We start from the raw sequence: 19,617 nt of genomic DNA on the forward strand, positions 1-19,617 counted from the left end.
CCTATTTTTTACCGTTCAATTTACTTGCATAGCCTTCTTTATTTTCCTGGCGCGCGCGTGCAATTGCCAAGGAATCTTCAGGTACATCTTTAGAAATCGTAGAGCCCGCGGCTACATAAGAACCTTTCCCTACAGTGACCGGTGCAATCAGATTCGAGTTGCAGCCGATAAACGTATCGTCTTCAATGATGGTCTGAAATTTATTTTTGCCATCGTAATTGACCGTGATGGTGCCACAACCAATATTGACGCCTGTCCCGACATGGGCATCGCCAATATAGCTTAAGTGAGAAACTTTGCTGTCATTGCCAACTTCCGATTTTTTCACTTCAACAAAGTTGCCGATTTTCACGTCATTGCCCAGAACGGTTTGTGGGCGAATGTGTGCAAATGGCCCCACAGCTGTATCCGTTCCGATGCTGCTGTCATGGATCTCTGAACTTCGGATTGCCGTACGGTCGCCGATCACACTGTTGACGATATGGCTATTGGAAGAAATGATGCAATCTTCGCCGATTTTCGTATTGCCATCAATCGTCACGTTTGGGTGGATGATGGTATCCGCTCCAATTTCGGCTTGTGCACTAATATAGGCAGTCGCAGGATCAATAATTGAAACACCGGCTCTCATATGCTTTTCAGCAATCCGCTTGCGCATGATGCCCTCAGCTTGGCTCAATGCCACACGATCATTTACGCCCAATGTTTCATCAAAGCTGTCCGTAGCATAAGCAGCAACGATTTCCCCTTGTTTTTGAAGGATTTCAATGACATCCGGCAAATAATATTCCCCTTGGACATTGTCATTGGAAACCAGTTTTAACGCTTCAAACAACGCTTCATTATCAAAGCAATACGTACCTGTATTAATTTCTTTCACTTGCTGCTCTTCTGAAGACGCGTCTTTTTGCTCGACAATCTTTTCGACGATGCCAGCACTGTTGCGAAGAATCCGTCCGTAGCCTGTCGGATTATCGGCTATCGCTGTCAGAATTGTCGCTTTCGCCTGCGTTTGGGCATGCTGGTCAAGCAATGCCTGCATCGTTTCCGGGCGGATCAACGGTGTATCTCCGCAAACAACCAAAGTTGTTCCAGGCAGACCTTCAATTAATGAGGCTGTCTGTTGTACTGCATGAGCTGTTCCAAGTTGTTCCGCCTGCAGCGCATATTCACTTTTATCACCCAGCTGCTGCTGAACTTTTTCAGCACCATGCCCAACAACGGTAACAATTTTTTCAACACCAAGCTGTTCGACGTTGCCTGTTACATGCTCAACCATCGGCATCCCACAGACCGGATGAAGCACTTTATACAATTTTGACTTCATACGGGTACCTTGACCCGCCGCTAAAATTACTGCATATGTATTTGACATTCCTTACCCTCCACTCCTGATTTGATAAGCATCCTTTTTGCCGATCCTATCCATTCATTTATTCTATCACTCAATAAACCCAGTTTAACCTGTCTATGTCAAAAGAAATTTAGCTTTTCCTTATTGACTATAGCGGAAAAACCTTGATTTTTCAAGGTTTCAAGGCATGACAATACCATGACAAAAAAGGCCAAATAAAAAAAGAGCCTGTTCCATATAGAAGGCTCCTCGTTTCAGCTCCATTAAACGCTGGCATTTTCCAATACCGATTCGCTTTCACTTTGCTCGTATGCAGTTAAGACAGCTTCCTGAAGCTTGGTGCGTGCGCTTGAATTGATTGGGTGTGCAATGTCACGAAATTCTCCATCCGGTGTTCTTTTGCTCGGCATCGCAACAAACAATCCTTCATTTCCATCAATCACCCGAATGTCATGGATGACGAATTCATTGTCCAGCGTGATGGAAGCGATCGCTCTCATTCGGCCATCGGTTTGTACACGTCGTAGTCTCACATCTGTTACTTCCACTCTCTCATCCCCCTTTTCTCAGCTGCTATTTTTAAACCCTAATTATGGGTATTCGCTATAAAGACCTAATCTCCTTCACAAATACCGAAACTTATTAGAAAATTTGCTCAATAAATTCAAATAAACGGATATTGTGACAAAAGGATGCCCTTTGTTGCTCTCTAGCTCGGATGCCGCTCTTCCATGAAAAAAAGCAGGCAAACTCAATTTTAATGAGTTTGCCTGCTTTCTTTAGTTCAACTTATATAGGTTTTACTTGTTCACTTTCGCAATAACTTCGATTTCCACTTTAACGTCTTTTGGCAAACGTGCCACTTCAACGGTCGAACGCGCCGGTTTATGGTCCCCAAAATAAGCTGCGTAAATCTCGTTCAATTCTGCAAAATCATTCATATCTTTAATGAAGACTGTAGTCTTGATGACCTCATTCAGTGAAGAACCTGCTTCTGCAAGAACCGCTTTCAGGTTCGAAAATACCTGATGCGTTTGATCTGAAATGCTGCCTGCAACCAATTCTCCTGCTGCTGTTAGTGGAATTTGACCTGAACTGTAGAGGATTCCACCTGAAACCACGCCTTGTGAATAAGGGCCAATTGCTGCTGCCGCTTTGTCTGTTGCTACGTAATTCATATTAAATTCCTCCATTTTCAAAGTAATTTCCTTCTTCTAATGCAATGGTGCGTTCTTTCTCGCTGACTTCATGCAACTTGACAAGAGACAGGTATTTTTCTACCAGCCGTTCATCTGAATGTTCCGACTCTACGAGTACCGCAACACCCGCCAATGTACATTCAAATTCTTCCAGCAGATTCTTCATGCCATTCATCGTGCCGCCGACTTTCATGAAGTCGTCTGTGATGAGCACCCGCTGGCCGCTCTTCATGCTGCGTTTCGACAACACCATAGTCTGGATCCGGCGTGAAGACCCCGATACATAATTGATGCTGACAGTAGAGCCTTCTGTAACTTTGCTGTCTCTGCGGACGATGACCACCGGCACATTCAAATGACGGGCGATCGCATGGGCAATCGGAATGCCTTTTGTAGCTACCGTCATGATGACATCGATTTTTTCTTTGGCAAATGCCGTAGCAAATACTTTACCGACACGGTTCATCATTTCCGGATTGCCAAGCACATCGGTCATATACAAATATCCCCCCGGCAACAGCCGGTCGGAATGGCTTAACTCTTCCATTAAATCCGCCATTACGGATTTAATTTCATCAGCATGGAGCTTCGGTATGTATTTAACGCCACCTGCCGCTCCCGGAACAGTCATCAGCAGGCCGATCCCTTTTTCCTCAAACGTTTCTTTGACAATCCCTAAATCTTCACTGATTGAAGACTTAGCTGATTGGTACAGATCCGAAAAATAAGTTAGTGGAATCAATTTATGCGGATGTTCCAATAAAAAATGCGTCATATCAACAAGCCGTTCACTGCGCTTCCACTTCAAAACTACCCTCTCCTAAACACGAATGATTTATAGAAAACTTACCATAAATGTCCGTATTTAAGCAAGTGGCTCCCGCTCACCAATCAACCGCACTGCATAAACTTCCGAACAAAAGCCACGCAAGCCATTATAGATACGCGGAATGCGCGCTTCCTGATACACCAAGCCGAAAACCGTTGGCCCGCTGCCGCTCATCAACACGGCATCTGCTCCAAACTTTTTCATCTGTTCTTTGATTTGTTCAACTTCCGGATACAGTTTCAATGTCACACTCTCGAGTGCATTGCCCAAATTGGCGCACATGGCTTCATAATCACCATCGTTGAGCGCCTGGATCATCTTCTCCGTATTTGGATGCTGAGCTGTTTGAACATCGAATGCACCGTAAACATCAGCTGTAGAGACCCCAAGAGTCGGCTTTGCTAATATGACCCAGCAATTCGGGGGGGTGGGCAGTTCCCGGATGATTTCTCCGCGCCCTTTCGCTAATGCAGTTCCGCCGTAAACACAAAAAGACACATCTGAGCCAATTTTGGCTCCCAGTTCAGCCAGTTCATCAAGTGACAGGTTCAACTGCCAAAGTTTATTCAAACCTTTTAAAGTAGCTGCGGCATCACTGCTGCCTCCGGCAAGGCCTGCAGCAACCGGGATTTTTTTATCGAGCGAGATGATGACACCGGTCTTGATATTAAAGGTGTCTTTGATCAATTGCGCCGCCTGGTAAGCAAGGTTGCGTGAATCATTCGGAACAAAACGGTCAGCAGACTGAATATGAATGCCTTTTGCTGTCCCCATCAATCCGATGCGGTCCGACAAATCCACCGTCGTCATAATCATTTCAATTTCATGGTAGTTATCTGGACGTTTGTGTAAAACATCTAACGTTAAGTTAATCTTGGCAGGCGCTTTCACGTAGAGCATCCCACTGCCTCCTTTTATATTCTGATGAAGACTATTTTAACATACCGCGGGACAATGAGAAGCAAAGTGCTGACAGAAACAAAAAAACTCGCCTTCCGCTTGAATAAGCAGGAGCAAGTTTTGAAGTAACATATAAATATAATTCAATTATTTCACAACAAGTGCATCTTCAGTTCCCTCGTAAACAGTAATTTCTACCGCCTCAGTTAAGATGTCTGCGTAGCTGTAAGACACGCGTTCAAATGCATGCTCTTCTTGATCTAGCTCAATCACGAACACGGAGTGATACGTTTCGCGCAGAATCCCGGCACGTTCGACAGTTTTCTTGCGACCTCCATTTGCCTTCAAAAGCAATCGTTTCCCTAAATGTAGGTCTAACGATTTTTTAATATCCGCCAAAGTTTTGGGCATTTTGTCTACACCTCACTATAGACAAAATTCTACCATAATATGATGGAATAGTCAAGCAAATTTATAATTTTATCAGCGACTATAAGCTGCTGTCAATATTTATTTATTCGAAATTTCTTTAATCCGAAAGAAGTTGTGCCCAAATTGTAACAGAATGCCGGTTTTACTGGAAATATGCGTATAATTTGTCTGCCAGCAGACCGAATTCTTTGATCGACAAAGTTTCTCCGCGTCGTATTGGATCGATTCCCGCTTCTTCCAGTGCCTTTAAAATCAGCTCTTTTTTCTCTTTTCCTAATGGCATCGCAACTTGAAGGTTGTTCAAAATAGTTTTTCTTCGCTGGACAAACGACCCTCGCGTAACGCTGAAGAAAAAGTCTTCATCAATCACTTCCACTTCCGGCACTTCCCGTTTGGTCATGCGGATAACAGCAGAATCGACATTCGGCTGCGGCAGAAAGACCGACTTAGGAACGGTCAATGCCATTTCAGCCTGTGTATAGTACTGGATGGCAATGGACAGCGATCCGTAGGCCTTGGTCCCAGGTTTGGCTGTAATGCGTTCAGCCACCTCTTTTTGCAGCATAACGACCATGCCGCGGATCGGCAGTTTTTCCAGCAACAGCTTTAAGATGATCGGAGTCGTGACGTAATATGGTAAATTTGCTACTACTACAATATCGTCGTAATCGGCCAATTCACGGTCGATGGCTGCCTGTACATCCGTTTTAAGGATGTCGGCGTGAACGATGGAAATATTGTCGTATGGGGAAAGTGTATCTGCCAGCACAGGCAATAAACGCTGATCGATTTCAAAAGCCAGTACTTTTCCCGCTTCTCTTGCTAAGTGTTCTGTTAACGCACCGATTCCCGGGCCGATTTCAATGACTGCCGACTTTTTTGTCAGGTCTGCCTGTCCGACAATTTTACGTAAAATATTAGGGTCGATCAAAAAATTCTGCCCTAAGCTCTTCTTCACTTTTAAATCGTATTTTGCCATGATCTCTTGAGTCCGTATCGGTGTGGCTATATCTTTGGTCATTGGTTTTCCTCCTGAGTTAACGCTTGTACTGCTTTGATAAACTGGTCTTTGGATATACCAAACATATGGAGCCGCTTCTGGAGCTGCTTGCCGTTGGTATAGCCAATCTGCAGATCATTGCCGATTTGGATTCGGCGTTGTTTGGCTTGTGGGTGTGCAACAAGCCCAGCATCGATCAAATCTTCCATGGTGATTTCGACAGCACGCTCTTCCTGAAGCGGTGTATAGACAGCCTGCAGAGCTTCGCGGATGTCTTCATCACGGGCATGTTCGATCCCTAAGCCTTTGCCATTTTTGGCAATGGTTTTTTCTTTGGCCAAAAATGCGTGCTTAGCCTGAGGCACATGTTCTTCAATAATAGCACGGATCCGCCGCCCGGGATAATCGGGGTCCGTAAAAACAATGACGCCGCGTTTTTGCTGTGCATGAGCAATCCGCTGCAATGTCTCTGCTGTAAGCGCGGAACCGTTCGTTTCAATTGTATCCGCGTTGACCGCCCGTTTAATCGCTACTGTGTCGTCTTTGCCTTCTACTACTATAATTTCATTTATCTTCATTTATCCGGTTCCTCTTTTCAAGCTTCTTATTTTTCTCATTTTATGGGTCTGTAGGAATGAAGAAAATCCCTCTGGATTGAAGTTTCTCTTTATTCTACACGTTTGCGGGCAGACATGTAAAAGGCTTTCCCAGGAAATATCCCGGGAAAGCCTCCAATAGAACTTACTGTAGATTAGTTAAGGATTCTGACTTTCACTTGTTTGCGTCCGAATGACAAAGCATCGGATTTATTGGCCATGAACAAATCAATTTTATTGCCTTTGATTGCTCCGCCCGTATCTCCTGCAATCGCATTGCCATATCCTTCAACCCATACTTTAGAACCTAAAGGAATAACACTAGGATCTACTGCAATTACTTTAAGGCCTGGGTTGCTATGCAAATTGATGCCTGTTGCAGTTATTCCTGAACAGCCCGTGCAGCTCGCTGTATAAGCTGTCGCTGAAACGTAGAATTCTTTGCCGCCAGTTGGTTCAGATTCTGCAGGAGCTGCTTTTGTTGTTGCAGGTGCTTTTTCTGCAGATGCCGTTTTAACAGCAGCTGGTGCCTGTTGCTTTTCCTGCGCAGGAGCTGCTTTTTGTGTTGCCGGTTCTGCTTTTGCTGCAGGTACTGCTTTTGTTTGAGCCCCACGTGAAACACTTGCTACAACCGTCTTCGTACCGACTGCTGTTACTTGTTTCTTTGGCTCTTTTACCACTTTTTTGTTTTTGAGGTCACGTTTTACTTCTTTGCCGTTTTCTTTAACCACTTCGTAGGTTTTCTTAACTACGCCATTTGAACCTTTTTGAACAATTTTTTCATTTCCTTTAAGCAAGGAATCGTCTTTTTTCGTTTCTACTGCATATTTCACAGTATCCTCGACTACATCGGTGACCTTTTCAACGCGAACCACTTTGACTTCTGAATTCGGAAGGACCAATTCGTCCATTTTGTTCTCCACTCTGTCAAGTTTGCCCACAGAAATTTCATTCTGCTTTAAAAGATCAGCGACCGTAGTCGAAGTAGACCATACTTTCTTTTCTTCAAGGCCGTCCTGGATGGTAACCTCGTATGCTTTTTCCACTGAGATCGTTGTTTCTTCATCCACTTGTTCTTCTAATGCCGGTGAAACTTTATCATGTTTCGTAAGGTCGATGTTCGCTTTTGCTAAAATTTCTGACACCGTATTTTCAGTTGTCCAAGCCGAAGTGGCTTTTCCATCAACTGTTACGTTATATTGTTCTGCTGCATCCCATTCGAGAGCCAGATCTTCATTGATCGGCGTTTCTTTTGAATGGCTCAGAAAATCATGTTCTCCAGGTTCGATTTCCTGCTCCTCTAAAAATGCCGCTACAGTTTCTGCATGTGTTCTTACTTCTTCCTGTTCACCATTCGCTGTTACAGTTACTGTATTTTTTGTACCTTCATATATAGCAAAAGTTAAAACCGCTGCGAACAACAATACGGTTGCGATTGTGACCGCCAATGATTTACCTTTGAATAATTTTGTTGATTTGGTATTATTTGCTTCGTTTGACAAAAAAATCTCCTCCTTCTTCACCTGAGTGATTATATGGGCTCATGTTCGACCTGTCAACGGATACGAATTTCTTAATTTCACTCTATTTGAGAAAATTTATAAAAATTTTCAGCGTTCCGAGTAGTTGCTTTTGCGACTTCTTCTATCGAAATCCCTTTTAATCGGGCAATTTCTTCCGCAACCAATGGCACATAAGACGGTTCGTTGCGTTTCCCGCGATACGGGTGTGGGGCTAAATATGGTGCATCCGTTTCGATCATCAGATGATCGAGTGAAATCAACTCAGCAACTTCTTTTGGCTTTTTGGCATTTTTGAATGTTACCGGGCCACCAAGTGAAATCATGAAATTCATGTCTATACTTTCACGGGCTGTCTCCACGCTTCCGCTGAAGCAATGCATGACACCGCCTATTTCTTCCGCATTTTCTTCTTTAAGGATCTTTAGGACATCTTCTGTGGCTTCGCGGTTATGGATAATGATCGGAAGCCGCACTTTTTTAGCCAATCGAATCTGCTTACGGAAAATTTCCTGCTGCACTTCTTTTGGCGACTTGTCCCAATGGTAATCCAGTCCGGTTTCTCCGATTCCGACTACTTTCGGATGAGCCGACAGTTCTTCAATCCATTTCAGGTCTTCTTCAGTACAATCGATGGCATCAACCGGATGCCAACCAATTACTGCGAAGATGAATTCATAGGTTTCGGCCAATTCTATGGCACGTTTGATCGTTTTTCGGTCGAAGCCGATGACTACCATTTTCTCCACATGGTTTTCTCGTGCGCGCTCAATGACTTGTGTCAGGTCCTCATCATATTGGTCTGCATTTAAATGTACATGGGTATCGATAAACATCAATCATTCTCCTCACATTAAGCTTTATTCTAATGGTTCCACCTGTATCTTTCTTCACAGCAACATTACAATTAGGTAACAAAACATGTTAGTTCCGCGTCAAAGCCATTTATTTCCCTGTAATACTGGGCAATAAAACCCATGAAAACAAAAAAAGACCCACTTATCACAGTGGGTCAAAACAGGTCTTTTCCAGTAGTCTTATTTTATTTTTGAACCATTCGGAAGCTTTTCAGCGACCGATGCCAATGTCAGGTAACCATCTTTTTCACCGGCCAGGATCATTCCCTGAGACAGCTCGCCCCGCAATTTCACAGGTTTCAAGTTTGCCACCACGACCACTTTTTTACCGACCAGTTCAGCTGGTTTGTAATGTTCGGCAATGCCGGACACTACCTGCCGCTGCTCATAGCCCATGTCCAACTGCAGCTTCAACAGCTTGGAAGTTTTCGGCACCGCTTCACAAGCTGTCACTGTTGCTACGCGCAAATCCACTTTCGCAAAATCCTCAATCGCGATTTCCGGCACATCCGGAACTTCTATGATTGCCGGCTCTTCAGCTGCCTGTGGGGCAGTACCGCGCATTTGATCTCGGATATACGCCACTTCAGGTTCCACTTCAAGGCGCGGGAAGATTGGTGTTCCTTTAGCCACTACTTGAATGCCTGCAGGGATTTGGCTGAAGTCCTCTAACGTATCCCAAGCCAGGAAGTCTTCTGATAGACCAAGCTGTTCAATGATCTGTTTTGGAGCGTTCGGCAGGAATGGCTGCAGCATAACCGCAGTCATGCGAAGGCTTTCCGCCAAATGGGCCATAACAGAAGCCAATTGCGCTGTCGCTTCTTCATCTTTTGCCAGCACCCATGGCTGCGTTTCATCAATGTATTTATTGGTCCGTGAAATCAATGCCCATACTTCGCTTAAGACAATGCTGAACTGCATTCTTTCCATATGCTGCTCGTAGACTTTTACTGTCTGAGCTGCCACGCGCTGAAGCGGTCCATCAAATTCTGTTTGCAGCCCGTTGATTTGCGGCACTGCACCGTCGAAGTATTTATTGATCATCGACACTGTACGGTTCAATAAATTCCCGAGATCGTTGGCCAAATCAAAATTGGTTCGTTCAACAAACGATTCCGGTGAAAAGACACCGTCAGAACCGAATGGCAATTCACGCAACAGGAAATAACGCGTTGCGTCCAAGCCGTATCGCTCTACCAGCATTTCCGGATAAACCACATTGCCTTTGGATTTCGACATTTTGCCGTCTTTCATCATGATGAAGCCATGAGCAAACACTTTCTTCGGCAACGGCAGATCCAAAGCCATCAGGAAAATCGGCCAGTAGATTGTGTGGAAACGGACGATGTCTTTACCCACTACATGGACATCAGCCGGCCAGTATCTATTAAATAAGGTCTCATCGTCTGAACCATAGCCAAGTGAGGTGATGTAATTCGATAAAGCGTCAACCCAAACATAGATGACATGCTTCGGATCTCCAGGAACCGGGATTCCCCAATCAAAAGAAGTCCGTGAAACCGACAGGTCCTCTAATCCGGGTTTAATGAAATTATTGATCATTTCATTTTTCCGAGATTCTGGCTCAATAAACTCTACATTGTTTTCATAGTACTCCAGCAGGCGGGCTGCATATTTTTTCATATTGAAGAAATACGACTCTTCTTTCACTTTATGGACTGGACGCCCACAATCCGGACAATTGCCGTTATCCAGTTGATTTTCCGTGAAGAACGATTCGCAAGGTGTGCAATACCAGCCTTCATATTCACCTTTATAGATATCGCCATTGTCGAGGAAGGTTTTGAAAATCCGTTCCACCCCTTCTTTATGGCGTTTTTCTGTAGTGCGGATAAAATCATCATAAGTGATGTCCATCGTCGACCATACTTGTTTCGCCGCTAGAGCCATGTCATCCACAAATTCCTGGGGCGCTTTGCCTGCTTCTTTCGCTTTTTCTTCGATTTTTTGGCCATGTTCATCCATACCAGTCAAAAACCGGACATCAAATCCACGCAAACGCTTGTAGCGGACCATCGCATCAGAAGCAACTGTCGTATAAGCCGTTCCAATATGGAATTTTCCGCTTGGATAATAAATCGGTGTGGTTAAATAAAACGTTTCTTTTTTAGCAGTCACGAAAAATTCCTCCAGTTTTTTTGTATAGTTCTTATTTTAACGAAGTCGCCTATTTTGTACAATCTTTCAATTCGACAAAGCCAGTTTAAATGGCAATTCGACATTAATTGAGCATATTTAAAATGGATTTTATTTACTTTTAGTGAAACTTTGTCAAATTAATGGCGAACTTAATCCTAAATCAAAGAAAATTAACAGTAGATGTAAAATTTCATTATGATTCTGATAGTTTTTTATTGACCAAATTGCCAGTAGTTGGTATGATTTATGACAGGAAGTGGTAAATGTCGAATTTTGGCGAATACATCCGATAAAAACAAAAGGAGGACTATCATTATGAAATCGACAGGTATTGTTCGGAAAGTGGACGAATTAGGGCGTGTGGTAATTCCAATTGAATTACGCCGTACTTTGGGAATCGCAGAAAAAGATGCATTGGAAATTTACGTGGATGATGACAAAATTATCTTGAAAAAATATCTACCTAATATGACTTGTGCAGTTACAGGCGAAGTCTCAGACGAAAACATGAAATTGGTTGGCGGAAAATTGATCTTAAGTGCTGAAGGCGCAGAGATGCTGGTAAAAGAAATCCAAAACAACTTAAAGAAGTAATCTAAAAAACCAGGACGCTGATGCTTCCTGGTTTTTTTAATGCTTTCTATTATTGTTTAGGGCTCTTTGGTTCATAAGCCAACCCAGCTGCGCGGCAAGACTTCCAGCGCTTGTGTCGAGGCTACACGGGCGCTTACGCTTTTCTTTGTCCAGCTCCAGCGCCCAGATTCGACGGTCATAAGCCACTCCAGCTATGCGGCTGAAAAAACGCCGCTTCGCCGGAGCGGCTTATGCCCGTCGAATCTACACGGGCGCTTCCGCTTTTCTACGTATGATAAGCCTGATACACTTCTCTCTTGGACAACTGGCGTTCGATTGCCGCTTCTTTGATGGCTTCTTTGGATGTCAGGTTTTTGGTCTCCATCAGTTGATCCACGTGTTCTTCGATGGACAAATGTTCCCACCACTTCACATTTTCGACAGGCTCCGGATCTGCATTGCCTTCCAGCACCAGGCAAAACTCACCACGAATTTCATTTTCTTCAGCCCACACCACAGCTTCTGCAACCGTGCCTCTCAGAAACTCTTCGAATTTCTTTGTCACTTCCCGCGCTAACGTGATCTTTCGTTCATCCCCGACCGCTTTTTGAATGCTTTTTAAGCTTTCCTTCAGCCGGTGAGGCGCTTCGTAAAAGATTAACGTTTCTTCCTTCTGGCCCAGGAGTTCAAGCTCTGCCTGCCGGTCTTTTTTATTGCGCGACAGGAATCCGTAAAATAGAAAAGGCTGCGGTGAAATTCCCGAGACAATCAGCGCACTGAGCGCTGCGTTGGCTCCAGGGATCGGCACAACAGGAAAGCCTTCCGCAACTGCCCGTTTGACGATGTCTTCCCCAGGATCGGAAATACAGGGCATGCCCGCATCGCTGACTAAAGCGACAGACTTGCCGTCCTCCAGGTACGACAAGATCTTAAAGCCCCCACTTTCCTGATTGTGCTCATGGTAACTGACCAATTTAGTCTGGATATCAAAGTAATTGCAGAGGTTTTTTGTGTTTCGCGTATCTTCCGCCGCAATAATATCCACTTCTTTTAAGATGCGCAAAGCGCGTATTGTCATATCTTCCAGATTGCCGATAGGTGTGGCCACCAGATATAGTGTAGCTTGCTTATGTTGGAAACTTTTTTGGGATTTCATTTGCCGTTCTCCTTTCCTTCAGCAATATAACGGATCTTTTGCGTCTTCGTTAATTGCTTGAAGGCATATTCCGCTTTCATCGCTGCCGGTTTGGTATCATAGCATTCATCGTGAATGAGCTTGGACGGCCCTTTGGCGCGTGTGTATTTCGCACCTTTTCCAGCGTTATGTGCAGCCAGCCGCTTTTCAAGATCGTTGGTATAACCCGCATAATATGACCCGTCGGCACATTCCAGAACATAGAAGTAATGGTCACTCGCTGCCATATAATAACTCCCGAACTTCTTCAGTATATTCCCCATCATCACCATAGACAATCAAGGGCGGCAAGATCTTCAAATCAGGTTTGCCATCTTTTATGCCTTCGATCAATAAGGTATTGGCTTCTTTACCGGCTTTCGGATACACCAGCCGGATCCGTTTGGGTTCCAGCCGGTTTGCACGCATCGCCGCAATCAAATCAATCAGGCGGCCGGAACGGTGGACAAACGCCGCTTTGCCGCCTTGCTTCAGCAATTGGCTCGCTGACAAGACCGCTTCATCCAATGTCAGATGGAGTTCGTGCCGCGCAATGGCCATATGCTCACTGAGGTTTTTGTCGCTCATCTCATGTGCCGGAAAATAAGGCGGATTGCAGGTGACGACGTCGTATTTTTCAAACCCCAGCTGAGCCGGCATATTTTTGACATCGCCTTCGATAATCTCAATCTGCTGTTCAAGACCGTTGTACTCTACACTGCGCCGCGCCATATGGGCCAGCCGCTCCTGCAGTTCTACGCCGATGATGCGGGATTCCGTACGGGCACTCAGAAACAGCGGAATCGCTCCGTTGCCTGTGCACAGGTCCACGATCGTCCCCCGCTTCAGCGGAACATACGCAAAACGGGCCAATAGCACCGCATCCAATGAAAAAGAAAACACAGATGGACTTTGAATGATCCGCAAGTCTTCCGCCAATAAATAATCAAGTCTTTCGTCATCCACTAACATCTGTTCAACTCCTAGCATAACAAAAGGCTGCCGCCACACGGAGTGTCGGAAGCCTTTCTTTTATTGTTTTACAAGCGAGCAGCCATACAGCTGCTTTCGCTTTTCTTGTCCAGCTCCAGCGGCAAAGAACGCCACTCTGTTGGTCTCGCTTACGCCGGTCGGAGCAGTGCGGCCGCTTCCACTTTTCAGTTCTGCTTATTCAGGAATGACAAACAGAACAGGCAATCGTCGCCTTTTCGGGAACTGCCGAAATGTACATTGCAGACATGGTAGCCTTCATGATACAAACGGGCTAAATTATCGTAGCCTTCACCGATATCCATCACCGCTTTTTTCAATTTCACAGGATCCACAGCCGCCACTTCGGGCACTGCTTTATGAAATTCATCCAAACGTGCGCGCAAATGATGATTCTCCAATTGCAGCGCATGATGCTCTTCCATCGTCCGGGCTACGACCGCTTTTAATTCGCTGAATTGTTCCTGCATCGATTGGAGCTGTTGTTCAAACTCCATGACCGTATCCAAAAAATTCTTTTCCTTCACTTAAAACCACCTCACGCTCTCGTTCCTTGGCCCATTATCTCATCTAATGTATATTCAAGTGTCTGTTCCTGCTCAGCTAAGCGAACTTTCAACACCCGCTCCAGAATGTTCATGCCTACTACACGGCCATCACCATCTGGTGTTGTTACCCGTGTTCCGATATCCGGCATTTCCTTTTTCGCTGTTTCGTATTCGTCATTCTCGTATTTTAGGCAGCACATCAAGCGGCCGCATAAACCGGAGATTTTCGAAGGATTCAACGACAGGTTTTGATCTTTTGCCATTTTGATCGAAACTGGCTCAAAATCACCTAGAAATGTCGAACAGCACAGCATACGGCCACAGGGGCCGATGCCGCCGAGCATTTTTGCTTCATCACGAACGCCGATTTGGCGAAGTTCAATACGTGTACGGAAAATGGAAGCCAAGTCTTTGACCAAGTTCCGGAAATCCACACGGCCTTCCGCTGTAAAGTAAAAAATGACTTTATTGCGGTCGAAGGTGTATTCAACATCCACCAGTTTCATATCCAAGCGATGCTCTTCAATTTTGTCGGTACCCAGTTCAAAAGCACGGCTTGCTTCCAGGCGGTTTTCTTCCACCTGATGGCGATCGCGGTCAGTCGCTACCCTTACCACTTGTTTCAGTGGGAGGACTACGTCGTTTTCCCCGACAGTTTTCGTCGCTACGACCACTTTGCCGTATTCTACGCCTCTTGCGGTTTCCACAATGACGTAATCGTCTTTTTCAATCCCTAATTCACCTGGATCAAAATAATATATTTTACCCGCTTTTTTAAAGCGGACACCTATCACATTATACAATTGCTACCCCTCCTGCAGATTCAGCATTAACTGCTCCATCAACAGCGTCCGGTTCATATTGCGCGGCAATTGTTGTTTGGCCTGTAAGACAGCCTGCAACTGCTTGGACAATACCGTAAAGGAACGCTGGAGAGCCATCTGCTTCCAAGTTTCTTCCATGTCTGGATATGTTCGTGCAGTTTCAAGACCTGCTTTTACCGAAGCGATGTCCCGATATGCAAATAATAACATGTCCAGGCCTCTTTCGGCATCTTCTTTTTCTTTAAATAACGGCAACCATTCGGCCTGAAGCATCAAAAGTGCCTCATGAACATTACTGCCAGCTACTTCCACCAGCTTCAACACTGTTTTTCTGGCTTGTGAAAATTGTTCATCTTGAGCTAAAGCAATCGCTTCTTCTTCGCTTTGTGTCAGCATGCTGACGGTTGCAGCCATCGATTCAGTCATGCCATCCGCCATCAACTTTTCCATCAGCTTCGGTCGTGACAGCGGCTGGAACGGAATCAATTGGCATCGGGAACGGATGGTGCTCATCAACGCATTGAGGCGCTCTGTCAACAGGATGGCCGTTACATTAAACTCCGGCTCTTCCAAAAACTTCAGCAGGGCATTGGCAGAAGAATTATTCATGCGATCTGCCTGTTCAATCACGTATATTTTACGGCCTGTATTCAGCCCGGTTTTATTCAACTTGAAAATCAACTCACGGATTTGGTCAATTTTAATGTTTTGGCCATCTGGTTCAATGAACAAAACATTGGTATGATTGCCGGAATTATAAAGCTGACAGCTCCGACATGTTTCACATGGAACATTTTGCACAGGCGATTCACATAGCAGCAGCTTGACGAAAAAGTGAGTGATTTCCTTTTTCCCCGAGCCGGCAGGACCTTCGAACAGGTAAGCATGCGCTAACCGGTCTTTCTCATAAGCGCCCTGCAGCCTCTTCATCACCACTGGTTGCATCTCCAAAAATTCATCCGTTGTTTTTTGCATAAGTTTCACCTTCAGACTTTGTAAAAAATCCCGTGTTCCGATTGGAGCACGGGTATTATTTATGGCACTGGCCAATTGGCGACTGTCTAATTTCTCGCGGAAAATCCATTAGGTTCCCCAGTTGTTTAAAAATGATGGAATTGTTCAATCGGCAAGACAAAGATCGTTGCTCCGCCTACTTCAACTTCCACTGGATAAGGAATATACGAGTCAGCATTGCCGCCCATCGGTGATACAGGTGCTACCATCTGCTCACGAGATCGACAGTTTTCACGAATCAAGTCCAATAATTTCGGTATGAGTTCATCTTCCACACCGATTAAAAAGGTCGTATTCCCTGAGCGCAAAAACCCTCCTGTACTGGCAAGCTTTGTAGCCCGGAAATCATTTTTCGTCAAAGCATTGGATAATCGGTTACTGTCTTGATCCTGTACAACTGCTACTACGAGTTTCATCAGCACTCACTCCTTTTCGTATTTCTTCTATATAAGTATAACATGAACAAAGATATACGCTGTATATCTTTCCAGCTCATTATCCAAAAAACAGCTGCTCCGGAAAAGACAGCTGATCCTAAGAAGGATCAACTGCCGCTTGCCGTTCTTCTATGAACCGTAGAGCAGTTTCCAAGGCATCTGCAAAAACGGCATCCAGCTCATTCTCTGCATTGATCAGGCGAATGCGCTCTGGATTTTGGCTCAACAGCAAGAGATAGCCTTCTCTTACTTTATAGTGGAACTTCATTGATTCTACATCCAACCGGTTGATTTCACGTTCTGCATCCTTTTCAATCCGTGCCAATCCAACCTTCGGATTAACGTCGAAATAAAGGGTCAGATCCGGCATATAATCATCGATGGCGAATTTATTGATGGCGAAAATCTCTTCCATCCCAAGCCCTCGTGCATATCCTTGATAAGCCAGGCTGGAATCAATATAACGGTCGCATAAGACGATGTTCCCAGCTTCAAGTGCCGGAATGATCTTCTCAACCAAATGCTGTCTTCTGGCTGCTGCATACAACAAAGCTTCTGTTCGCGCATCCATTGCTGTGTTTTCCCGGTCCAAAATCACGCTGCGGATTTGTTCGGCGATGTCGATGCCGCCCGGCTCTCTCGTGCAAACAACGGAAAATCCTTTTTTCTCCAGTGCATCTGCCAGCATTTTCAGAACCGTCGACTTGCCCGATCCTTCGCCGCCTTCCAGATTGATCAAATAACTCATTTTACCGCTCACCTTATTCCATGAAATTAATCATATTCTGCTGTTTCAAACTCTTTATACTATACACGAAACTGGCCATATTTTACAGTGACCTGTAAAAAAACCGTTCCTTCCCCTGTGGAAATGAACGGCTCTCTTGTTATTCTTCATCTTCCGCCACCTGATAGGCCCTTCGGTACAACTCCATTTGGCTGTCTATTGCCGGCTCATCATTTTCGCGTGGCACATAATGGTAAACTCCCGTTGCATCCTGCTGTCTCGCTTTGACATTATCGGCAAGCCCCAGTTCCAATATGCTCTTAACCTGTTCTTTAATAGCTTCATCGACAATCGGAAACAGGATTTCAATCCGGTTATTTAAATTCCGGGTCATCATATCCGCGGAAGACAGGAAGGTCTTGCCTTTGCCATTATGATGAAAGAAATAAACACGGCTATGCTCCAGCAGGCTGCCAACAATACTTCGCACTTGGATGTTTTCACTGACGCCTGCAATTCCCGGGCGCAAGCAACAAATCCCTCTGACAATCAAATCCACTTTTACTCCTGCATTCGATGCTTCATACAATTTCATAATGATGATTTTATCCGTCAGTGAGTTCATTTTTGCAACGATCCGGCCATTGCCATTCTTTTTCTGAAAACGGATTTCGGCATCGATCAAGTCAATGATATCGGTGCGGATGGTAAAAGGCGCCACCGACAGATAATGGAACTCCGGCTTTTCGGTATAACCGCTCAAGTAATTGAAAAAGTTAGTGGCATCGATGCCAAACTCCCTTTTGGAAGTGAATAAACTCATATCCGTATAGATTTTAGCTGTTTGGTCATTGTAATTGCCCGTTCCCAAATGAACAAAGCGTTCAATCTTGTCTTCTTTTTTTCGCACCACCAAAGTGATTTTGCTGTGCGTCTTCAGGTGGGTCATCCCATAAATCACATGGCATCCGGCCTTCTCCAGCTCTTTTGCCCATTGTACATTGTTTTCTTCATCGAAACGGGCCTTTAATTCCACCAGCACCGTTACCTGCTTGCCATTTTCTGCCGCTCTTTTCAAGGCTTTGATAACAGGAGAATCCCCACTGACTCGGTAAAGCGTCTGTTTGATGGCCAGTACATCCGGGTCATCCGCTGCTTCTGAGATAAACTGGACAACCGGTTCAAATGATTCGTATGGATGGTGAAGGAAAATATCCTGCTCACTGACCTTTTGGAAAATCTGCTTGCCCGTCTCCATACCGTTAGGCAGTTGCGATACTTTTCCTTCAAAGACCAGATGCTCCCAAATCGGCGCCATCTTTTTATAAAAGTTGAAAAAGACCGTCAGATCCAAAAATCCCTCGATTGTATAAACGTCTTTTTTATGGACCTCCAGCTCTTCGGTCAAATAATCCAAAATAGCCGGATCAAATCCAGGCTGTTGGATTTCCAGGCGGACAGCCGCTCCCCACTTCCGCTTCCGGAGCTCTTCTTCAATTTCCTTCAACAAGTCGCGTGCGCCTTCCTCGTGGATTGTCATGTCGGCATTGCGTGTAATCCGGAACACAGACACCGAAATCACCTTGAAACCATGAAAAAGCTTACGAATAAAAAAGCTGATAACATCTTCCAATAAAATCAGCTTTTGGCTGCCTTTTTTCGACTCCAGACGGACAAACCGCTCTAGCACAGAAGGAACCTGGACGATGGCAATTTTTTGCCCCTCTTCCACCTTGTCCTCTTCATCTTCCAGTACCACCGCTAAATTGATGCTTTTATTCAGCAGCATTGGAAAAGGCCGGTACGCGTCTATCGCCATAGGCGTCAGGACAGGAAAAATATGGTCTTCAAAATGCTTCTCCATAACATCCAATTGATCCGCACTCAAGTCGGCCATCTTTACAAATTCCACATTTTCTTTTTGAAGTTTCGGCAGTAAATTTTTCTGCAAAGCCTCATACTGCAAATCCACCAAATGATGTGTCTTTATGGCAATTTCATTTAATTGTTGCTTTGGCGTCATACCAGCCTTATTTTCAGGTTTTGTAAACCCGACTTTCACCTGATCCTGCAGCCCCGCCACACGCACCATAAAAAACTCATCCAGATTGGAACTGAAAATCGACAAAAACTTAAACCGCTCCAGCAGAGGGTTTCGTTTATCAAGGGCTTCCTGAAGAACCCGTTCATTAAAAGCGAGCCAACTCAATTCACGGTTATTGTAATACGCAGGATCCCTGAGTTCTACATTCTTCTTTTTCACTGTCTCCAATTTAGACTCCACCTTTTACTTATAATCCATTCTTTTCTCCCACTTTAACGGCAAGTCAAGCTTCCGCTTTTACAAGTGGAGATCCACTGACAGCAAAAGTCCGATTGGATCAACTAACAGTCGGCAGAGACGATCCATCCCCTACAGAGTGAAGTTTCTCTTTATCGTACCATTATCCCCCTTTTAAAAGAGTGGAATATTGCCTTCGCAA

The 19,617-nt window shown here is 44.8% G+C and carries 21 protein-coding genes; 1 reads left to right on the forward strand and 20 read right to left on the reverse strand.

The genetic code is table 11. From position 1 onward, the window contains the following. Position 1 precedes the first annotated feature (1 nt). From glmU to metG, 11 genes are all read right to left on the reverse strand, one after another. Positions 2–1,375 carry a bifunctional UDP-N-acetylglucosamine diphosphorylase/glucosamine-1-phosphate N-acetyltransferase GlmU gene (gene glmU, locus AC1MEO_RS13180; protein WP_480331089.1) on the reverse strand — a complete coding sequence of 458 codons (1,374 nt, stop codon included), beginning with the start codon at positions 1,373–1,375 and terminating at the stop codon, positions 2–4. Positions 1,376–1,617: 242 nt separating this feature from the next. Next, the gene (gene spoVG, locus AC1MEO_RS13185) at positions 1,618–1,902 is read right to left on the reverse strand and encodes a septation regulator SpoVG (protein WP_480331091.1); all 285 of its coding nucleotides are present in this window, start codon (positions 1,900–1,902) and stop codon (positions 1,618–1,620) included. Positions 1,903–2,154: 252 nt separating this feature from the next. Continuing rightward, the gene (locus tag AC1MEO_RS13190) at positions 2,155–2,532 is read right to left on the reverse strand and encodes a RidA family protein (protein WP_480331092.1); all 378 of its coding nucleotides are present in this window, start codon (positions 2,530–2,532) and stop codon (positions 2,155–2,157) included. Between the two features lies 1 nt (position 2,533). Next, a complete protein-coding gene (purR, locus tag AC1MEO_RS13195) occupies positions 2,534–3,361 on the reverse strand; it encodes a pur operon repressor (RefSeq protein WP_480331094.1) in 828 nt (275 codons plus the stop codon). A gap of 57 nt (positions 3,362–3,418) precedes the next feature. Next, the gene (gene ispE, locus AC1MEO_RS13200) at positions 3,419–4,282 is read right to left on the reverse strand and encodes a 4-(cytidine 5'-diphospho)-2-C-methyl-D-erythritol kinase (protein WP_480331096.1); all 864 of its coding nucleotides are present in this window, start codon (positions 4,280–4,282) and stop codon (positions 3,419–3,421) included. A gap of 147 nt (positions 4,283–4,429) precedes the next feature. Then, complete coding sequence (gene veg, locus AC1MEO_RS13205) at positions 4,430–4,693, reverse strand: biofilm formation stimulator Veg (RefSeq protein ID WP_006830753.1); 264 nt, start codon at positions 4,691–4,693, stop codon at positions 4,430–4,432. Between the two features lie 163 nt (positions 4,694–4,856). Further along, positions 4,857–5,735 (reverse strand): 16S rRNA (adenine(1518)-N(6)/adenine(1519)-N(6))-dimethyltransferase RsmA, encoded by an 879-nt coding sequence (rsmA, locus tag AC1MEO_RS13210; RefSeq protein WP_480331099.1) that lies wholly within the window; start codon positions 5,733–5,735, stop codon positions 4,857–4,859. Further along, positions 5,732–6,292: a ribonuclease M5 gene (gene rnmV / locus AC1MEO_RS13215; protein WP_480331101.1), complete on the reverse strand. Its 561-nt coding sequence runs from the start codon at positions 6,290–6,292 to the stop codon at positions 5,732–5,734. Before rnmV ends, rsmA begins: the two co-directional genes overlap by 4 nt. Before the next feature lie 173 nt (positions 6,293–6,465). After that, complete coding sequence (locus AC1MEO_RS13220) at positions 6,466–7,812, reverse strand: ubiquitin-like domain-containing protein (protein ID WP_480331103.1); 1,347 nt, start codon at positions 7,810–7,812, stop codon at positions 6,466–6,468. Between the two features lie 77 nt (positions 7,813–7,889). Beyond that, on the reverse strand, positions 7,890–8,666 hold the full coding sequence (locus AC1MEO_RS13225; RefSeq protein WP_480331105.1) for a TatD family hydrolase: 777 nt from the start codon (positions 8,664–8,666) through the stop codon (positions 7,890–7,892). A 201-nt stretch (positions 8,667–8,867) separates the two neighbouring features. Next, positions 8,868–10,826, reverse strand: coding sequence for a methionine--tRNA ligase (metG, locus tag AC1MEO_RS13230; protein ID WP_480331107.1), 1,959 nt, complete (start codon positions 10,824–10,826; stop codon positions 8,868–8,870). Between the two features lie 336 nt (positions 10,827–11,162). Between metG and AC1MEO_RS13235 the strand changes: the two genes are divergently transcribed. Beyond that, complete coding sequence (locus AC1MEO_RS13235) at positions 11,163–11,441, forward strand: AbrB/MazE/SpoVT family DNA-binding domain-containing protein (RefSeq protein ID WP_480331109.1); 279 nt, start codon at positions 11,163–11,165, stop codon at positions 11,439–11,441. Positions 11,442–11,706: 265 nt separating this feature from the next. Here the strand turns inward: AC1MEO_RS13235 and rsmI are convergent, their stop codons facing one another. The 9 genes from rsmI to AC1MEO_RS13280 all read right to left on the reverse strand — a co-directional run bounded on the left by rsmI (position 11,707) and on the right by AC1MEO_RS13280 (position 19,406). Beyond that, positions 11,707–12,576: a 16S rRNA (cytidine(1402)-2'-O)-methyltransferase gene (gene rsmI, locus AC1MEO_RS13240; RefSeq protein ID WP_480331111.1), complete on the reverse strand. Its 870-nt coding sequence runs from the start codon at positions 12,574–12,576 to the stop codon at positions 11,707–11,709. Further along, a complete protein-coding gene (locus AC1MEO_RS13245; RefSeq protein ID WP_480331113.1) occupies positions 12,573–12,842 on the reverse strand; it encodes a GIY-YIG nuclease family protein in 270 nt (89 codons plus the stop codon). The genes rsmI and AC1MEO_RS13245 overlap by 4 nt, the downstream gene beginning before the upstream one ends. After that, positions 12,829–13,566 carry a tRNA1(Val) (adenine(37)-N6)-methyltransferase gene (locus AC1MEO_RS13250; protein WP_480331115.1) on the reverse strand — a complete coding sequence of 246 codons (738 nt, stop codon included), beginning with the start codon at positions 13,564–13,566 and terminating at the stop codon, positions 12,829–12,831. The genes AC1MEO_RS13245 and AC1MEO_RS13250 overlap by 14 nt, the downstream gene beginning before the upstream one ends. A 185-nt stretch (positions 13,567–13,751) precedes the next feature. Then, on the reverse strand, positions 13,752–14,111 hold the full coding sequence (gene yabA, locus AC1MEO_RS13255; protein ID WP_006830743.1) for a DNA replication initiation control protein YabA: 360 nt from the start codon (positions 14,109–14,111) through the stop codon (positions 13,752–13,754). An 11-nt stretch (positions 14,112–14,122) separates the two neighbouring features. Beyond that, a complete protein-coding gene (locus AC1MEO_RS13260; protein ID WP_480331117.1) occupies positions 14,123–14,935 on the reverse strand; it encodes a PSP1 domain-containing protein in 813 nt (270 codons plus the stop codon). A 3-nt stretch (positions 14,936–14,938) separates the two neighbouring features. Next, the gene (gene holB, locus AC1MEO_RS13265; RefSeq protein WP_480331119.1) at positions 14,939–15,931 is read right to left on the reverse strand and encodes a DNA polymerase III subunit delta'; all 993 of its coding nucleotides are present in this window, start codon (positions 15,929–15,931) and stop codon (positions 14,939–14,941) included. 125 nt (positions 15,932–16,056) lie between these two features. Then, positions 16,057–16,386, reverse strand: coding sequence for a cyclic-di-AMP receptor (locus AC1MEO_RS13270; protein ID WP_006830740.1), 330 nt, complete (start codon positions 16,384–16,386; stop codon positions 16,057–16,059). Between the two features lie 118 nt (positions 16,387–16,504). Next, on the reverse strand, positions 16,505–17,155 hold the full coding sequence (tmk, locus tag AC1MEO_RS13275; RefSeq protein WP_480331121.1) for a dTMP kinase: 651 nt from the start codon (positions 17,153–17,155) through the stop codon (positions 16,505–16,507). A gap of 139 nt (positions 17,156–17,294) precedes the next feature. Further along, the gene (locus tag AC1MEO_RS13280) at positions 17,295–19,406 is read right to left on the reverse strand and encodes an RNA degradosome polyphosphate kinase (RefSeq protein WP_480331123.1); all 2,112 of its coding nucleotides are present in this window, start codon (positions 19,404–19,406) and stop codon (positions 17,295–17,297) included. Positions 19,407–19,617 lie beyond the last annotated feature (211 nt).

The sequence above is a fragment of the Planococcus sp. BI3 genome (genome assembly GCF_056680115.1).